The following is a 15,404-nucleotide window of genomic DNA, read 5'->3' as shown; positions in this document are numbered from 1 at the left end:
CTTTTACTTCCATTTAACAAATTCGGCCATAGCCCGTTTGAAGAACGTCCAAACACCGGCTTTTTCCATATCTTCTTTGGCTTCAACAGGACTTTCATGAAGCACTTTTCCATCTTTTTTCAAGATGATGGTGCCAAGTTTCGTTCCTTTTGAAAATGGGGCTGTGACATCTTGAGTTAATTTAATTTCTTTTTTGATCTGATCGACATTTTCGCCTTTTTTCGTTAGAAGAGAAATCGGTTCAGACGTGACAAGCTGAATTTTTTTCTTTTTCCCTTTGCTCACTTTGATCTCTGCTACATCTTGACCACGCTTGTACAGAGGATGCGTTGTATATTGACTAAAGGCGTAATCCAGCATTTTGACGACTTGGGCATTTCTGTCTTTTGGTGTACTTGCGCCGAATACAACAGCAATGACGCGCATGTTCCCTTTTTTAGCGGATGCAGTTAGACAGTATTTCGCCTCGCCTGTAAACCCTGTTTTCACCCCATCCACACCTGGATAAAATTTAATGAGACGGTTTGTATTCACAAGCCAGAATTTTTTATCCGTGTTCTGACGAAGATAGTCTTCGTATACACCTGTGAACTTGGTGATCTCTTCATATTTCAACAGCTCTTTTGCCATTTTTGCCATATCATGAGCCGTGCTGTAATGATCTTTTTCAGGAAGTCCTGTTGGATTTTGAAAGACCGTTGAGGTGAGCCCAAGCTCTTTTGCCTTTTTGTTCATTTGCTCAACAAACTGTTCTTCAGATCCAGCAATATGTTCTGCCATGGCAACTGAAGCATCGTTTCCTGACGCAATCGCAATGCCTTTTAGCATGTCTTTAACCGTCATTTCTTCTCCCGGTTCAAGGAAAATTTGTGAGCCTCCCATAGATGCTGCATGATCGCTCGTTCTTACTTTATCAGTCATTTTTAATTTTCCTTGATCCATCGCTTCCATGATGAGAAGCATCGTCATGATTTTGGTCATACTTGCAGGGGCAAGCTTTTCATCACTGTTTTTGTTGTAAAGCACTTTTCCCGTGTCACGTTCCATTAAAATCGCTGATTTGGCTTCATGCGCCAATTCTGATGTTTGTTTTTCTCCTGGCTTTTCAATCTTTTCCTTTGCCATCGCTGATGGTGAAACCATTGAGATAAGGATCATTAAAGTAAACAATGCACATATATGACGTTTCAAGTGGCAAACCTCCATTATCGTAATCCTTTCTATTTTTTCCTCATAAAGGCTGTTTTATTCAGAGATCGTTTGATTGCCATAAAAAAAAGCCCTCTGTTTCATGAACAGAAGGCTTTTTCACACGATCTATGAGAGTTGTTTGACAACTTCTTTCACTAAATCAAGGAAACTTGCTTTCACTTTTTCCGTCACTTCGATCACTTCATCATGAGAAAGCGGCTGATCTAAAATACCTGAAGCCGCATTAGAGATGCATGAAATACCAAGTACTTTTATGCCTGCATGACGTGCCACAATCACTTCTGGCACAGTCGACATACCGACTGCATCAGCGCCAAGCGTTCTGAGGAAACGAACCTCTGCCGGTGTTTCATATGAAGGACCTGTCATTCCTGCATAAACGCCTTGCTGCACAGATATGCCTAAATGTTTAGCCGTTTTCTCTGCAAGTGCCAGCAAATCTTTATCATACGGTGCAGACATATCAGGGAAACGAACCCCTTGACTGTCGTTTGGTCCAATTAACGGATTGGTCCCCATCATATTGATATGATCTGTAATCAGCATGAGATCGCCAGGATGGAAGGATGTATTCACACCACCCGCTGCATTTGTCACAATACATGTCTCAATACCGATTTCTTTCATCACACGGACAGGAAATGTCACCTGCTTCATATCATACCCTTCATAGTAATGGAAACGTCCTTGCATGGCACAAACGACCGTGCCTTTCAGCGTTCCAATGACGAGCTGGCCTGCATGCCCTTCTACTGTTGAAACAGGGAATCCAGGAATATCTTCATATTTCAATTTGATTGGATTTTCAATCTCATCGGCTAAAATGCCAAGACCTGAACCTAAAATCAATCCAACTGTTGGTACATATGTCGATGCTTGTTTAATATATGCCGCCGCTTCTGAAAACTGTGCTCCCACGTGATTTCCCCCTATTTGAGTTTAGATAAAAAGCTTGTGCCGTATTTTGGCATCGTTGTCTTGAAATTGTCTGCGACCGTTGCCCCAAGATCAGCAAATGTTTTCGCTGTTGGCAGCTCATTCGCTTCTTGATGCTTTTTGCTGTAAGCAATAAGCGGAACGTATTCTCTTGTATGATCTGTTCCGTGATGAACCGGGTCATTTCCGTGATCTGCTGTGATCACAAGCAGATCATCCTCTTTTAATAGATCAAACACTTCAGGTAGACGTGCGTCAAATTCCTCTAGTGCCTTACCGTAGCCTTCTGGATCTCTTCTATGTCCGAAAAGCGCATCAAAGTCGACAAGATTTAAGAAGCTCAGCCCAGTAAAGTCTGTCTTCAGCGTCTCCACTAGCTTGTCCATTCCATCCATGTTGGATTTCGTTCTGAGTGAAGAGGTGATTCCTTCACCATCATAAATATCAGAGATTTTTCCGATCGCAATGACATCAAGTCCATCATCTTTCAATTCATTCATGACGGTACGGTCGAATGGTTTTAATGCATAGTCATGACGATTTGGTGTTCTAACAAATGCCCCCGGCTCCCCGACAAATGGACGAGCGATGATGCGCCCTACCATATATTTTTCATCTAAAGTCAGTTCACGTGCGATTTCGCAAATGCGGTAAAGTTCGTCTAATGGCACAACTTCTTCGTGTGCAGCAATTTGCAGCACAGAATCTGCTGAAGTATAAACGATTAAATCGCCTGTTTTCATGTGCTCTTCGCCAAGCTCATCCAGAATTTCTGTACCAGACGCTGGTTTATTTCCAATGATGCTGCGCCCTGTTTTTTCTTTTAATTCATTTAACAGTTCATCTGGAAAGCCGTCTGGAAAGACTTTAAATGGTGTGTCGATGTAAAGACCCATGATTTCCCAATGTCCTGTCATTGTGTCTTTCCCATTGGATGCTTCTTGCATTTTCCCATAATACGCAAGCGGTTTTTCGTCCGCTGGAATTCCTTTAATTTCTTTAATATGACTTAGCCCAAGCTTCGCCATATTCGGCATATGAAGCCCGTTCATTTTTTCAGCAATATGTCCAAGTGTATCTGCACCTACATCATTAAAATCAGCAGCATCAGGTGCTTCCCCGATTCCTACTGAATCCATCACAATGAGGAAAATACGTTTATACTGATAATCAGGCATAAAAAAGCGCCTCCTTCAATATTCTTGTCCTTTCACCTTTCACAACTGGAGAGGTCAGACATCTCAAGTATAAACCGTTTTCAAGTCAATTGACAACCATAAACGGTCCAAACATAAAAAAGCATGATACACGTTCACCGTGCCATGCTTTACTTATGCCCTTGGATGGAATTTGTGATACACGTCTTTTAATCTTGTTTTTGTGACATGTGTGTAAATTTGTGTAGTAGAAATATCGGCATGTCCGAGCATTTCCTGTACGGCTCTAAGATCCGCACCGTTTTCAAGCAAATGTGTCGCAAATGAATGTCTGAGCGTATGAGGCGTCAATTCTTTTTGAATACCTGCTTCTATGGCTCGTTTCTTTAAGTTCTTCCAAAAGCCCTGCCGCGACATTTTTTTTCCGTGATGATTCAGAAATAAGGCATCGGCCGGCTGTTTTTTGAGCAGCTTGTTTCTGCCTTTTTCTATATACACTTCAATCGCACTTGTAGCAGCTTCACCAATAGGCACGATCCGCTCTTTTCTTCCTTTTCCAAAACAGCGTATAAACCCCATGGTCAGATGCACATCCGCAAGAGTCAGATCAAGCATTTCACTTACGCGAATACCTGTTGCATATAAAAGTTCGAGCATGGCTTTGTCACGGTAGTCAAATGGTGTTTGCTGCTTAGGTGTATCGAGCAGCTTTTCTACCTCATCTAATGATAGAACTTTCGGTAATTTCCGCTCTGTTTTTTGTGATTCAATGTTCCATGACGGGTCATCTGTTGTCACTTTTTCACGGAGCAAAAATTGATGAAAGGAGCGTATCGATGATAGATGACGGACGGACGTTTTACTCGATTTCCCCTCGTCTTTTAACTGTTTTAAATAATGAATAATATGAAGGCGTGTGACGTCTTTTACATCTGTCAATTGTTCATGCGTCATTAAAAAAGACAAATAGCTCTGTAAATCTCTTTTATAAGAGACAATGGTATTTTCAGAGAGTCCTCTCTCTACTGTCATAAAATGAATAAAGTCGGATAATTGATCCTTCAATGGTTTCTACTCCCCGTTTTGATAAAAATAAATCAATCGATCCTGCCAGCTGTCTTGTTTCGGCTGATCCATTTCCATCACTTTTATCGCTGCACCTTCTGGTTTATCATAACGATGATAGCTTTCATATTCTGAATTTATCCATATCATAGCATAATAGAACAGGACGGTAAAACCAGTGAACAAGATAAATACTTTCATTACTTCACCTGTTGTTTTGAGCCATTTTCGCATGTTCTTCATGTCCTTTCTCGTGTTCTCATTACTTCAGCATATGCCAGGTGGGACAAGGAATATACAGCGAACATGCAAAAAACCTTTTCATTTTGAATGAAAAGGTTCCAATTCGGATTATTTGCCGGATTCATCATCATGACACCGGTGGCAAATACCATGGAATGTCAATCTATGATCCTTAATTTTAAATTTCCAGTCGCGTTCAATAATCTCTTCAACATCTTCTAATAAATCATCTTCTATCTCATCGACTGTACCGCATTCCATGCAGACAAGATGGTGATGGAAGTGAGCGGCTCCTTCTTTGCGAAGATCATATCGCGAAACGCCGTCTCCAAAGTTAATTTTATCAACAACTTTCAGTTCAGTAAGCAATTCTAACGTCCGATAAACAGTAGCAAGACCAATTTCAGGAGACTTCTCTTTTACGAGGAGGTATACATCTTCTGCACTTAAATGGTCTTCTTCATTCTCAAGCAGTACTCTTACTGTTGCTTCACGCTGTGGCGTGAGCTTATAGCTGGAAGAATGAAGCTGTTTCTTAATTCGATCAATCCGATTTTCCATTGACTTTCCCTCCTACGCCACATTACTTGATCATTATATCAAATGATGTGCAGAGAGCCAACTATAATCATTTTAAATTGATAAATAAATTGATTATTATTTAATAACGATTATAAAATCATCAAAACAGAACACCTGCCAGCTTTTTCATCAGCATGAATGATAAGTATGATTCAAAAAAGGACGAAAGAGCAGCGAGGGTTAAAATCATCAGTAGAACAGAAGCATACCGGCCAAACCAATGGATTGGCGCTTGACTGATGGTTTTTTTCATAAAAAGCTGACCAATTAAACGAATGGAGAACGCAATCGCACAAGTTCCGATCACTAAATACGCTGGAATGAGCAAGATATTTTGAGGAAGCACCGAGACAAAAGATAGAAAAAAACCGCTAAGCCCCATTTGATTGACCAAAAAACCGACAGTAAACCCAACTACAATCCCTTTTAAAAAAATCATAAGAAAAATAAGCGGCAGGCCAATGATGGAAATTCCGAGTATCCACATGAGGCCCAAATATTTCATATGATGTAAAAAGCTTTGCAAAAACATTTCTTTTGATTCTGCTGCTTTCTCATTCGTCAGTTGACCAAAAAATTGATTTAAATAGTAGAATAAATCCTCTTTCTGACTCATTGTCATACTATTGACGATAATGGCTCCAAAAATGACGCCCATTAAAAATAGTACAGAAACAAACAAATAAATCGATACATGATCTTTCACGTGCTGAAGAAGATGTTCTTTCCAAGACTTTTTCCGCATGCGCCTTCCTCCCAAATAGTAAAGGTTACTAGATTCTATGAGAGAGCAGACGAAACATGACAGTTTTATAAAAAGAAAAACGAGAAAGCAGCTGTACACCGCTCTCTCGTTTCCTTTATCGTGCAGCTTTTTGTACGTTCACAAGCCCAGCGCCATAATAAAAAGGTTCGCCAAGTTTTGTTGCCGTTTTTGTCAGCCTTTCACGCAATTCATCATTTGTCAGATTCGGATGTTTTGATAGAATGACTGCCGCAGCACCAGCTACATGAGGTGATGCCATAGACGTTCCACTCTTATATCCATATTCGTTATGAGGAATGGTACTTAATGTTGAAACACCTGGTGCTGATACTTCCACTTCTTCCCCAACAGAGGAATCAAAGGCTCTTTGCTTTCGTTGATCCACAGATGCGACTGCCATGACAGAGCTGTATTTGGCCGGGTAATCTATCGTATTAAGTGACCCGTAGCTCCCAGCATTTCCTGCAGATGCGACAATGAGAATCCCGTTGTCATAAGCTCGATCTACCGCTTCTTTCAGCGCCTCCGATTCACTTGCTCCCCCCATACTAATATTGATAACATCCATCTCATTCTCAATCGCCCATTCAATGCCTTTAATGATCCAGCTATAGTAGCCGTCACCATTTTCATCTGCCACTTTCACCGCATAGATCGAAGCTTTTGGTGCCACACCAACGACGCCTACTTTATTATCTAATGCTGCGATCGTGCCTGCAACGTGAGTTCCGTGTTCATGCGGGTCAACGAGCGGATCGGACTCTGTTGGAACAAAGCTGACACCACCAGTTACATGTAAATCTTCATGCTTGCCGTCGATTCCACTGTCAAGAACAGCTACTTTGACATTCTGTCCGGCATATCCTCGTTTATGTACCTTTTGTGCTTTGATGCTTTTGATGCCATAAGGAACGCTTTGACCGCTTGTTTTTGCTTTTTGGTCTTCCTCAATAAAAGTAACTTCTTTTGCTTGATGTAGTTTTTCTTTTGATGCTTCGTTCAACGAAACTTTCATCATATCTATTTTCTCTATTGATTCTTTCACATGACCGCCGGCTTTTTCAACAAGCTGTTTTTGTGTTTTGTCTTGAACGGAAGAAGAAAAACCGATCATATACTCTTTTTTTGCTTGATCCTTTGCAGATACATCTGATGCGCCGAATGTCATCGATGCCAGTAGCATACTTGCCATACAAAGCCCTGCTCCAAATGATTTGACCTTCACGATACCCACTCTCCCTTTCATTTCTTTTTGTCATTTAACTACATTTTTAGACAAAAAGAAACGACCGTTTGTCCTATTTTTTAAAATTTTTCCAATTGTTTGATCTACTTGTCACAAAAAAGCAAAATAAAAATGCTTATGATCCTGTTCATAGCGATCATAAGCATTCCTACCTTTATGTTTTTTCATCATATGCTGCAAGGCTTCTTGTTTTGTTTTTGTCTTTCTTTCGTGTGTACTAAAATGCGGCATATTTCCTCTCGATTGTTCTGGATTTCGGCTGTGCTGCCTTTGAAGGTGTTCTCTCTTTTTCTTTGCTTTGCTTTTTCCCATTTCGCAAAACCCCTTTCGTTGTCGTTATGATACATGAACGCATCTAAAAAAGATAGACGTATACACGCCTATCTTTCTTTTCTCACCATATCAAGATGCGGAATTCCATCCTCATCATAACAATCTGAGACAGCTTCGAAGCCAAACGATTCGTAGAACGATTTCAAATAAGCCTGTGCTTGGATTTTAATCTTTGTTTCGCCTAATACACTGAGCTTTTTTATCGCCTGATCGAGCAGGATCTTCCCGTAACCTTTTTTCCGGCCGGCCTTCGTCACAAGGACACGACCAATGGACGCCTCTTTGTACATGATCCCGCTTTGGAAAATGCGGCAATAAGCGACAATCGTGCCGTTCTCTTTGGCGATGACATGCAGCGCCTCTTGATCACGATGATCAATTTCAGGATAAGGACATGTTTGTTCTACAACAAACACATTCACTCTTTCCATTAAAATCAGGTAAAGGTCCTCTTTAGACAGTTGTTCAAATGTGTGACATGTCCATTTAAGTTGATTCATGATTGATATCCACCTTACCGTAGACTCCGCCTCCGCCAGCGATCAGTCCAACTTCACCTCTTCTTGCTTTGATGATGTAATCGGCTGTTTTCTCAGGCAGGACCGCTTTTAATTCTTGTTCTGTTGCTTGATGAAGAATATTCATCTCTGTATGAAAGACAGCTTTTAACTTTTCTAACGTTTTGGCTCCAACACCCGGAATAAAATGAAGGGGAAGCTGGTGAACATAAGGAGGCCTTATTCCTTTGTCACTTTCTTGGTCAGCAAGCTCCTTTAACCGCTCACTCACCCCTTTTGTCATTCGGGTATGGCCGCATGCTTGGCACTTTTCTTGATCCTGACTGTCAGGTCTTACCCCGCATTTCTCACAGGTCGTATGATAATACTTTCCGAGCCGCGGAGCGAGCCCATAATTTCCAGTGATATTTCTGCCATCTTTACCTTGAAGCGCTAGCTCAAATTCAGCAAAGGAGGCATGATCCATTCGGATCTTAGTATATTCCCGCGCAATTTTCCCTAAAGAATGGGCATCTGAATTTGTTAAAAAAGGATAACGGTTTAGCTCACTTAGCTGGGAGGCCATAGACGTATCACAGCTAAGGCCAAGCTCAACAGCATCAATGAGTTCTGGATCGAATACTTCGGTTAAAGAAGTATTAACCCCTTTGCCGTATAAACTTTTATGCGGCGTAAAAATATGGGCAGGAATAAATAATCCCCCTAGTTCCTTCACCTTATGCTGAAGCGTTCTTCCATCCACATATAAACGCTGTGAACTCAAATGCACATTTTTCATATGAAGAGAAAGCCATGCGGAAAACTCAGACATTTTACGAAGCGTGGGCATAAAGGCAAGCACATGAATCGGACCTTTTGATTGGTCATCATTGATTTCTAGCTCACTGCCTAAAAGCAAAACGGTCTTTCCAAATGATAAACCGCCATCGCTTAGTTCAGTGTATATGCCTTCCTCTACACCTTCTATCAATTCTTCTAGGACTTCAGGAGATTGCGCATCAATCACACCAATCATCCCCATCCCTTTACTTTGAGACGCTTCAATGAGAATCTGGTCAATGGTCAGTGACCTTGCACCTGTAATTTTGACAGCCCTGCCTGTTCTTGTTCGACCAATATGAATATGGATATCTGCAAAGAATTCCCTCATTTTGTAGACTTAAGTACCTCTTGCAATTGTAAGTATTGAATGGCATAGGCTGTTTTCGCATCATAAATATGTTGTTTTTCGATGAGGTGCAGTGCTTCTTCTAGTGAAACTTCCATCACTTCGACAAATTCATCCTCATCCAGCTCTCGTTTCTCTTCAAGTGGGACGAGCTGATCGGCAAGGTAGATATGAACAATTTCATCCGCAAACCCTGGTGATGTATAAAAGGCGGTCAGCTTTTGGAGCGCCTGAGTTGTATAACCTGTTTCTTCTTCTAATTCTCTCAGTGCTGTATGTGCCGGCTCTTCTCCTTTTTCTAATTTTCCAGCCGGAATCTCAACGATGGCTCTCTCCAGTGCTTTACGGTATTGCTTGACCAAAATGATTTTATTTTCGTCTGTACGTGCAATGACTGCTACTGCACCTGGATGTTTAATGATTTCGCGTTTGCCTGGTTTTCCGTTCGGCAATTCTACATCTTCAAGAACCAAGTCAATGATTTTTCCGTTATATAATGTTTTTGACGATAATGTTTTTTCTTCAAAGTCCTTCAATTTTGTCAGCTCCTCGTTCTACTTTCACTTTTTACTTCATTCATTTTAACATAGATGTTTTAGGAGAAGCCAAAATGCGGATGCCTGCTTCAATGCGCCTTTTGAAATCACCTAGCTTGAATTCCAGAATTGTTTCACTTAATGTGAAAGGATAGGAGTGTGATTGAATTGAAAAAAAGACGAATTGGCACCTCTGATCTCTTGGTTAGTGAGGCGGCACTAGGATGTATGTCCCTTGGGACTGAAAAAGAAAAAGCGCTCTCTTTATTAGATGAAGCCATTGATCTTGGGATTAACTATTTGGATACAGCTGATTTATATGATTTTGGAACAAATGAGGAAATCGTCGGGGAAGCCATTAAGAACAGACGCCAAGATCTGATTTTGGCCACAAAAGGTGGCAACCGCTTTGAAAATGGCAAACCTGGCTGGGAATGGGATCCTTCAAAAGCATATATAAAAGAGGCAGTGAAACAAAGCCTGAAACGACTTCAAACAGATTATATTGATTTATATCAATTGCATGGCGGCACAATTGACGATCCAATTGACGAAACAATCGAGGCATTTGAAGAATTGGTTGAAGAAGGTGTCATTCGCTATTACGGCATATCGTCGATCCGTCCAAATGTCATTAAAGAATACGCCAAAAAATCAAACATCGTGAGTGTGATGATGCAATATAGTTTACTCGACCGCCGCCCAGAAGAATGGTTTTCTCTTCTTGAAGAACAAAGCATTAGTGTCGTGGCAAGAGGTCCTTTAGCAAAAGGATTATTAACAGAAAAACCCCTTTCGCAAGCAAGTGCGGCGATTCAAAAGAACGGGTATCTTGACTATTCATTTGAAGAGCTCCAGCAAATCATCCCTTCGTTAAAGAAAGTCGCTTATGACCTATCACTGACAGAGCTGTCCATTCAATACTTGCTCAAGCATTCTGCAGTCAGCTCTGTTGTTTTTGGCGCAAGCTCGGTGAAACAGTTAAAAGAAAATGTGGCAGCGGCAAATGCACGTTCATTAAGCGACCAAGAAGTAAAAGCTTTGTCATATTTCACAAAACAGTCTGTGTATGAGACGCATCGTTTGAATCAATAGAAGACAAATGGAAGAACAGCTTGCCACTTATGTTTTGTTTTAATGTACAACCCTATTGATGGTGCGATTCTGAAATGAAGTGATACGAGGGAGTTAGACGTGTTTTCTCTCAGGCTCATGTAGTATGTATTCATCTCAATAATATAACATAAAAAAGGGAGCATCGTAGCTCCCTTTTTTAACTTTTATACTTTCTCCAGTCTAAATGACTTTCATCTAGCAGCTCTGAGAAGCTTTTATTTTTTTCTTTTTCTTTCTGTTGCCGAAGGAGGTCTTGTCGTTTTTGTTCTTCTCTTTTTTCTGTCTCAGCGGCCAGGTTCTGCTTCATTTGAAGGAGCTGCTGTTTCACATCATCCTTTATGCCGTCCTTTAGCTTTGCTTGATCTTGATTGGTCTTTTTCACTTTGCCTCTCTCCTTTTGCTTTAGTGTATCATCCGTTTTATTTGCTCAGCAAGAGTCACGCCAAACTCCCAACATGTGGTATGATCTTCATAGAAACCCTTCGGAAAGGAAGAATCAGCTTGAAGAAGAAATGGCTCGCTATACTCGCCTTGATATTATTTCCACTCGCTGCAATCGGCATTTTTTTTACCAATAAAATGATGTATATACGAAAATTAACGGATGAAGAGCTCATCAAACGAGAATCAGATGAAGGGCACTATCATCACGAGGAGTTTCAACAGCTGCAAAAAGAGAAAGTTTGTATTCCTTCAGCATTTGGTTACGATCTTCATGGCTATTTTGTACCGCTCCCTCATACAACACGCACCATCGTTCTTTGTCACGGGGTTACCGTCAGTTTGATCAATTCCGTGAAGTATATGAAATTATTCCAAAAGCTTGGATGGAATGTGCTGCTTTATGATCATAGAAGACATGGGATGAGCGGCGGAAAAACAACGAGCTATGGATATTATGAAAAAGAAGATTTGGCTCAAGTCGTCAAGTGGCTGAGAAAAAAGCTTGGGGAAAAAGCAATCATTGGGATACACGGAGAATCGATGGGCGCAGTCACAACTTTATTATATGCTGCAAAACCGGATGCAAACGCCAATTTTTACATCGCTGATTGTCCTTTTGCTTCTTTTGAGGATCAGCTTCTGTATCGATTAAAAACAGATTTTCGTCTTTCAGGACAGTGGATTCTTCCACTAAGTGATCAAGTGTTGAAATGGCGGGACGGATACAGCATTCGACAAGTTTCTCCACTTGATGTAATCGACCAGGTGAAAGAACCTATCCTTTTTATTCATAGCCTCCATGATGACTATATCCCTTGTGAGCAAAGCGAGCAGTTATACGCACGCAAAAAGGGTGATAAACGGCTATTTATTGCGCCACATGGTGCGCATGCGATGTCTTATAGTGACAATAAGGAAGTCTATGAACAAGAGATCGAAGCATTTCTGGAAGCATTTCAATTCAATCAAAATGAAAGAGGAGAATGAACAGCCGTTCGTCTCCTCTTTTTGCTAACTTATACGATAGTCACCACTGTTGTATGGTGTCTGCCCGCCAGCTCCATATGGCTCTCTTCCGATTGCTGCTGACTCATGACCGATAACCCTGCAGTTGCTGCCAATAAAAGAACTATCAAACTCATTTTCATATAAATGACCTCCATTTTGAATTTTTGATATGGCTTGAATTTTCCTTTCGTAATACCGGGTAGAAACTTCAAATAATCCAAGCTCATTATAATAATGAGCCGCATCAAGTGCCAGTTCCTCAATATCTGGGTATAAGCGCTTGTCCTCCAACAAATCTAATGTATCGTCTATGATTTTTATTTCTGCATCAACGTATAATGCTTTTAAAAACTGAAACTTGCAGATGTAAATTTCATCTTCTAATTCACAGGCTTTCATAATACCTTGTTGATAGAGGGTTAACGACTCTTCTATTTGTTTTTGTTTAAACAGGATTTGGGTCAGCATAAATAGTGGGTCTAGAGAGCGATTTAGATGGGTTAAATTCTCCTTTTCAAACACTTCAAGAGAGTCTTTGAGATAGCGACTTGCTGTAGCAAGATCGTTCATTTGGTAATAGCAGTTACCTAAGTTGAAAAGGGCCGAACCTATGACTCGAGGGTTTCCAATTGAGCGTGCTCGCTTTAGAGCATTTTTAAAGTAGGGCAATGCATGTTCATAGCATTTCAAATCATCATAGTTTGCACCGATGACAAATTCACAGTGGATGATTCTCAGCGTGTACGTTCTGTAGGCAGAGTACGTATCTAACGCTTGCAAAGCATAGTGCATCGAAAAGTGGGTTTGTTTCATGTGGTAGTATATTTCTGCTAATTTAAAATAAAATTCTGCTCTTTCTATATCATCTGATATGAGATTGAGCTTTTTTTCTGCGGAACGGTAATAAGCAATGGCACTCAAATAGTTTCTCTGTTCAAATTCAAACATTCCTGTAAAAAAATGAACATAGTATTCAAGCATATCTGTTAATTTGGTCTGCGAATGTTCAATTGTTTCTAGAAGCTTCTTAATCTCCTCATCATTTGAGGCTTTTTTTGCCGGTTCAAAATATTCAAGCATGACCTTATGTCGAAAATCCATTAGCTGGTAAAAAAGCAGCAAGTTCTGATCTTGCTCCATCTCAAGGATTTCCTGCTCGATCTCGGCCTTTAGCTTCTCTGCTTTCATGACATGAAATCCGCAAATCTGCCTATACCATTCGTTTATTTTGATTCCAACCTGAGGCGATGACAGCTTGAGCTTCAATTCACCTTAGCACCTCCCTCCTCATGTACGATACATGTTGTATTCTATCATATTTCCTCGAATGGAAGAAATATGAAATGTCGTTTTTCGTAAAGTTTTCGGTATCCCGCAATAACCGCTTCCATTGCCGATTTTTCGGCATTAACAGTCTCTATTTTTCTCTTTCTACTTTTCTCATTTTGTCGAAATGTTTGTTAAAAATGACTTTTTATCGTTGAAAAATCTCATTTTTCAAATTAGACAGTTCTTCTGTTTGATGAGATGATGATGGCACAAAAAAAGCCCTCTTCAGCAAAGGGCTTATAACACATCTGTTACGTGTTCCATATTCTCTTTTATCCAACTGACTGCTAATTCAAGCGTTGGAAATTCTTCCGTTTCAAATGTGACTTCATCTTGGAGAAGCCAGACGTCCTTTTTTACTGAATCCATTCCACCGATTGACCAGTGCAAAAGGCTATATGGATGATTATTATTTAAAAACGACACCCACGTTTTATTTTGTGCCGTATTTTGTATCACTTTCAGCTTTTGATCCACTACGTTTCCACCTTACTTTACAAGTATACCCATTCTCGGGCTGAGTATTTGTTGAGGACTTTTCAACATAAGTGTATTGGCTTTTTCATTAAAATCAATCGTCATTTCCTCGTCAAAAAACACCTTTTGTGCTGTGTGTATATATAGTTTTAAATGTTGGCTATTTTTAAGTGGTTCCCATTCACCTGTTCTTTCACTTGTTAACCAAAGCATTGGTACGCCACTCACTGCACAGCCACAACCTTCTGAATCGTAGCGAAGCAGTAACTCCTTCGTCTCGTTTCCTGTTTGCTGTTTTTCTATATATGTTTTAGCCAGTTCTGTGATGTGAATATACATGGCGAACATCCTTTTTAAATTGATGCTTACATTGTAACACATAAAACACCATAAAACATGACACACGACTAAATCCGAAAGTCATACTCTTTGAAATACACGCTCTTCTCACTAGGATTATATCTATCTATTGGCTCTTTCTGCATCCTGTTTTTTAGAATTATACTGATGACGCTATCCATTTTAAAAGAAGAAACAGGAGGTTTTAGATCGTGAAAAAAAGATTATCTCTCTGCTTTATCGGGGCGCTGATATTGATGTTGAGTTTCACTATGCCAAACATGAAAGCGGCATCTATCCTTGATGAAGTACGAGAAAGCTATGCGACTTATACGGGATCTGGTTACTCAGGGGGCGCCGCTTTATTAGATCCTATTCCCTCTGACATGAAAATTACAGCTTTAAATCCCCATGACTATAACTATAAAGGGGTAAATGCGGCACTTGCAGGGGCTTACCTTGAAGTAACGGGGCCAAAAGGAAAAACCGTTGTGTATGTAACCGATAAATATCCAGAAGGAGCAAAAGGAGCTCTTGATCTTTCTCCTAATGCCTTTACCAAAATTGGCAATATGGAAGATGGGAAAATCCCGATTAGTTGGAAAATTATAAAAGCACCGATTAGCGGAAATGTAGCTTACAGAATAAAAGAAGGTAGCAGTGAGTGGTGGGCTGCGATTCAAGTGCGCAATCATAAATATCCGGTTATGAAAATGGAATATTACAAAGATGGAAAATGGGTGAACATGGAAAAGACAGACTACAACCATTTCCTTGGCTTTCATATGGGGTCTACATCTCTTCCTGTTCGAATCACAGATATCCGCGGGGTCATAGTAAAGGATCAATTACCCGCTCTTCCGTCTACTGCTGCTTCACAGGCCTATATTGTAAAAGGCAATGTTCAGTTTCCTAATTAACGAGATGAA

At 40.3% G+C, this 15,404-nt stretch carries 19 protein-coding genes; 3 read left to right on the top strand and 16 right to left on the bottom strand.

Annotated features, from left to right (window positions below):
- Positions 1 to 3: 3 nt before the first annotated feature.
- From ES896_RS09045 to ES896_RS08990, 12 genes are all read right to left on the bottom strand, one after another.
- Entirely contained in the window at positions 4 to 1,158 is a 1,155-nt protein-coding gene (locus tag ES896_RS09045) for a D-alanyl-D-alanine carboxypeptidase family protein (RefSeq protein ID WP_201297801.1), read from the bottom strand.
- 159 nt (positions 1,159 to 1,317) lie between these two features.
- A complete protein-coding gene (locus ES896_RS09040) occupies positions 1,318 to 2,130 on the bottom strand; it encodes a purine-nucleoside phosphorylase (protein ID WP_019743098.1) in 813 nt (270 codons plus the stop codon).
- Positions 2,131 to 2,141: 11 nt separating this feature from the next.
- Positions 2,142 to 3,326 (bottom strand): phosphopentomutase, encoded by a 1,185-nt coding sequence (deoB, locus tag ES896_RS09035; protein ID WP_135226723.1) that lies wholly within the window; start codon positions 3,324 to 3,326, stop codon positions 2,142 to 2,144.
- A 153-nt stretch (positions 3,327 to 3,479) separates the two neighbouring features.
- Positions 3,480 to 4,370 (bottom strand): site-specific tyrosine recombinase XerD, encoded by an 891-nt coding sequence (xerD, locus tag ES896_RS09030; RefSeq protein ID WP_017357921.1) that lies wholly within the window; start codon positions 4,368 to 4,370, stop codon positions 3,480 to 3,482.
- A 6-nt stretch (positions 4,371 to 4,376) separates the two neighbouring features.
- Entirely contained in the window at positions 4,377 to 4,604 is a 228-nt protein-coding gene (locus ES896_RS09025; RefSeq protein WP_008344420.1) for a YqzK family protein, read from the bottom strand.
- Positions 4,605 to 4,721: 117 nt separating this feature from the next.
- Positions 4,722 to 5,174: a ferric iron uptake transcriptional regulator gene (gene fur / locus ES896_RS09020; RefSeq protein WP_003215577.1), complete on the bottom strand. Its 453-nt coding sequence runs from the start codon at positions 5,172 to 5,174 to the stop codon at positions 4,722 to 4,724.
- Positions 5,175 to 5,295: 121 nt separating this feature from the next.
- Positions 5,296 to 5,940 (bottom strand): stage II sporulation protein M, encoded by a 645-nt coding sequence (gene spoIIM, locus ES896_RS09015; protein ID WP_008344417.1) that lies wholly within the window; start codon positions 5,938 to 5,940, stop codon positions 5,296 to 5,298.
- A 115-nt stretch (positions 5,941 to 6,055) separates the two neighbouring features.
- On the bottom strand, positions 6,056 to 7,186 hold the full coding sequence (locus tag ES896_RS09010; RefSeq protein WP_008344415.1) for a S8 family peptidase: 1,131 nt from the start codon (positions 7,184 to 7,186) through the stop codon (positions 6,056 to 6,058).
- A 111-nt stretch (positions 7,187 to 7,297) separates the two neighbouring features.
- Positions 7,298 to 7,519 carry a hypothetical protein gene (locus tag ES896_RS09005; protein WP_008344413.1) on the bottom strand — a complete coding sequence of 74 codons (222 nt, stop codon included), beginning with the start codon at positions 7,517 to 7,519 and terminating at the stop codon, positions 7,298 to 7,300.
- A gap of 68 nt (positions 7,520 to 7,587) precedes the next feature.
- Positions 7,588 to 8,040 (bottom strand): GNAT family N-acetyltransferase, encoded by a 453-nt coding sequence (locus ES896_RS09000; RefSeq protein WP_046527215.1) that lies wholly within the window; start codon positions 8,038 to 8,040, stop codon positions 7,588 to 7,590.
- The gene (locus ES896_RS08995; RefSeq protein ID WP_050827375.1) at positions 8,027 to 9,208 is read right to left on the bottom strand and encodes a TIGR00375 family protein; all 1,182 of its coding nucleotides are present in this window, start codon (positions 9,206 to 9,208) and stop codon (positions 8,027 to 8,029) included. Before ES896_RS08995 ends, ES896_RS09000 begins: the two co-directional genes overlap by 14 nt.
- Positions 9,205 to 9,762, bottom strand: coding sequence for an NUDIX hydrolase (locus ES896_RS08990; RefSeq protein WP_024718940.1), 558 nt, complete (start codon positions 9,760 to 9,762; stop codon positions 9,205 to 9,207). The genes ES896_RS08995 and ES896_RS08990 overlap by 4 nt, the downstream gene beginning before the upstream one ends.
- A gap of 168 nt (positions 9,763 to 9,930) precedes the next feature.
- On the opposite strand from ES896_RS08990, the gene ES896_RS08985 reads away from it, so the two are divergent.
- On the top strand, positions 9,931 to 10,857 hold the full coding sequence (locus tag ES896_RS08985; RefSeq protein WP_035702855.1) for an aldo/keto reductase: 927 nt from the start codon (positions 9,931 to 9,933) through the stop codon (positions 10,855 to 10,857).
- 178 nt (positions 10,858 to 11,035) lie between these two features.
- Here ES896_RS08985 and ES896_RS08980 read toward each other — a convergent pair whose 3' ends face one another.
- The gene (locus tag ES896_RS08980) at positions 11,036 to 11,260 is read right to left on the bottom strand and encodes a YqkE family protein (RefSeq protein ID WP_008343840.1); all 225 of its coding nucleotides are present in this window, start codon (positions 11,258 to 11,260) and stop codon (positions 11,036 to 11,038) included.
- Positions 11,261 to 11,379: 119 nt separating this feature from the next.
- Here ES896_RS08980 and ES896_RS08975 point away from each other — a divergent pair, with 119 nt between their 5' ends.
- Positions 11,380 to 12,309, top strand: coding sequence for an alpha/beta hydrolase (locus ES896_RS08975; RefSeq protein WP_080987801.1), 930 nt, complete (start codon positions 11,380 to 11,382; stop codon positions 12,307 to 12,309).
- Between the two features lie 24 nt (positions 12,310 to 12,333).
- Here the strand turns inward: ES896_RS08975 and ES896_RS08970 are convergent, their stop codons facing one another.
- From ES896_RS08970 to ES896_RS08960, 3 genes are all read right to left on the bottom strand, one after another.
- A complete protein-coding gene (locus tag ES896_RS08970; RefSeq protein WP_024718943.1) occupies positions 12,334 to 13,596 on the bottom strand; it encodes a response regulator aspartate phosphatase in 1,263 nt (420 codons plus the stop codon).
- 300 nt (positions 13,597 to 13,896) lie between these two features.
- Positions 13,897 to 14,136 (bottom strand): YqkC family protein, encoded by a 240-nt coding sequence (locus ES896_RS08965; RefSeq protein ID WP_008343836.1) that lies wholly within the window; start codon positions 14,134 to 14,136, stop codon positions 13,897 to 13,899.
- Between the two features lie 12 nt (positions 14,137 to 14,148).
- Positions 14,149 to 14,475 carry an iron-sulfur cluster biosynthesis family protein gene (locus tag ES896_RS08960; protein WP_024718944.1) on the bottom strand — a complete coding sequence of 109 codons (327 nt, stop codon included), beginning with the start codon at positions 14,473 to 14,475 and terminating at the stop codon, positions 14,149 to 14,151.
- A gap of 257 nt (positions 14,476 to 14,732) precedes the next feature.
- Here ES896_RS08960 and exlX point away from each other — a divergent pair, with 257 nt between their 5' ends.
- The gene (gene exlX / locus ES896_RS08955; RefSeq protein WP_175580636.1) at positions 14,733 to 15,395 is read left to right on the top strand and encodes an expansin ExlX; all 663 of its coding nucleotides are present in this window, start codon (positions 14,733 to 14,735) and stop codon (positions 15,393 to 15,395) included.
- Positions 15,396 to 15,404 lie beyond the last annotated feature (9 nt).

Origin of the sequence: Bacillus sp. 005/A4HT-01/001, from assembly GCF_004634445.1 — a bacterium.
Lineage (GTDB): Bacteria > Bacillota > Bacilli > Bacillales > Bacillaceae > Bacillus > Bacillus altitudinis.
This window is presented reverse-complemented; position numbering and strand designations above follow the sequence as displayed.

Bases quoted from the DNA above. Each gene is read 5' to 3' on its own strand.
- ES896_RS09045 (WP_201297801.1), bottom strand. From the start codon at position 1,158: ATGATCCTTATCTCAATGGTTTCACCATCAGCGATGGCAAAGGAAAAG.
- deoB (WP_135226723.1), bottom strand. From the start codon at position 3,326: ATGCCTGATTATCAGTATAAACGTATTTTCCTCATTGTGATGGATTCA.
- ES896_RS09025 (WP_008344420.1), bottom strand. From the start codon at position 4,604: ATGCGAAAATGGCTCAAAACAACAGGTGAAGTAATGAAAGTATTTATC.
- fur (WP_003215577.1), bottom strand. From the start codon at position 5,174: ATGGAAAATCGGATTGATCGAATTAAGAAACAGCTTCATTCTTCCAGC.
- spoIIM (WP_008344417.1), bottom strand. From the start codon at position 5,940: ATGCGGAAAAAGTCTTGGAAAGAACATCTTCTTCAGCACGTGAAAGAT.
- ES896_RS09005 (WP_008344413.1), bottom strand. From the start codon at position 7,519: ATGGGAAAAAGCAAAGCAAAGAAAAAGAGAGAACACCTTCAAAGGCAG.
- ES896_RS09000 (WP_046527215.1), bottom strand. From the start codon at position 8,040: ATGAATCAACTTAAATGGACATGTCACACATTTGAACAACTGTCTAAA.
- ES896_RS08995 (WP_050827375.1), bottom strand. From the start codon at position 9,208: ATGAGGGAATTCTTTGCAGATATCCATATTCATATTGGTCGAACAAGA.
- ES896_RS08960 (WP_024718944.1), bottom strand. From the start codon at position 14,475: ATGTATATTCACATCACAGAACTGGCTAAAACATATATAGAAAAACAG.
- exlX (WP_175580636.1), top strand. From the start codon at position 14,733: ATGTTGAGTTTCACTATGCCAAACATGAAAGCGGCATCTATCCTTGAT.